General features: G+C 45.1%; 2 protein-coding genes and 1 pseudogene. All 3 read left to right on the forward strand.

The window, feature by feature from the left end:
- On the forward strand, window positions 1-345 hold a 345-nt coding region (locus tag ACFIK0_RS09330; RefSeq protein WP_375663900.1), incomplete at its 5' end, for a phage tail protein.
- A complete protein-coding gene (locus ACFIK0_RS09335) occupies window positions 342-596 on the forward strand; it encodes a tail protein X (protein ID WP_375632034.1) in 255 nt (84 codons plus the stop codon). The genes ACFIK0_RS09330 and ACFIK0_RS09335, both read left to right, overlap by 4 nt.
- Window positions 596-768, forward strand: a pseudogene (locus tag ACFIK0_RS09340) (late control protein); the annotation flags it as partial. The gene ACFIK0_RS09335 and the pseudogene ACFIK0_RS09340, both read left to right, overlap by 1 nt.

Consider the following 768-nt stretch of genomic DNA (forward strand, 5'->3'; position numbering starts at 1 on the left):
GCACCCAGTTTGCAATTTACCGGCTATGGCAATGATGCAAAGACCATTCATGGAGTTTGGTTTCCAGAAGAATTTGGTGATCGGGTAGCGATAGATGCCATCACTACAACTATTCGAAGAGCAAAGCCTGTCCAGATGCTTCGTTGGATTAATGATACGACCTATAGTGTCCTTCTCCATGGATCCGTAGTAATCACCACGATCAATAAAGACCACGACTATATCAGTCGCTCTGGTCAATCCCAGCGCATCCGCTATTCCATTACGCTCTTGCCCTTTTTTAATGGCGGAAAACCACAAGGACAATACCAGGTGGGACAATACCAAGTGGGACAAACTTTATGAAGATACCAGAAAAGCATGTTATTGTAGAGCTAGAGGATATGAGCCTCGATCTCCTTTGCTTTCACCATGTCATGGCAGTGTTCAGAGACCGGAGGCAAGTTGGGGCACTAAACGGTTATTTAGAAGCCACACTGGAAGCTAATCCAGAGATTGCCAAATATGGTGTGTTTTTACCGCGGGGCTTAAAGGTCATTTTGCCTGAATTTGTGTTGTCTAATCCCCAAAGCATGGTGAAGCGGTTATGGGATTAATGCGTACACACCCTTTTATTGTGGTCAAGGTGGGAGACAAACCTGTTCATGAGGTTTTTTACCAGCGTCTTTTAACCGCAACGATTACGGACCATGCCGGTAATGAAGCCGATACATTTGAAGCAGAGTTTGACGATAGTGGCAATGATTTAGAGGTTCCCTCAAGCAACAG

Source organism: Bartonella sp. CL63NXGY (genome assembly GCF_042194905.1).
Classification (GTDB): Bacteria; Pseudomonadota; Alphaproteobacteria; order Rhizobiales; family Rhizobiaceae; genus Bartonella.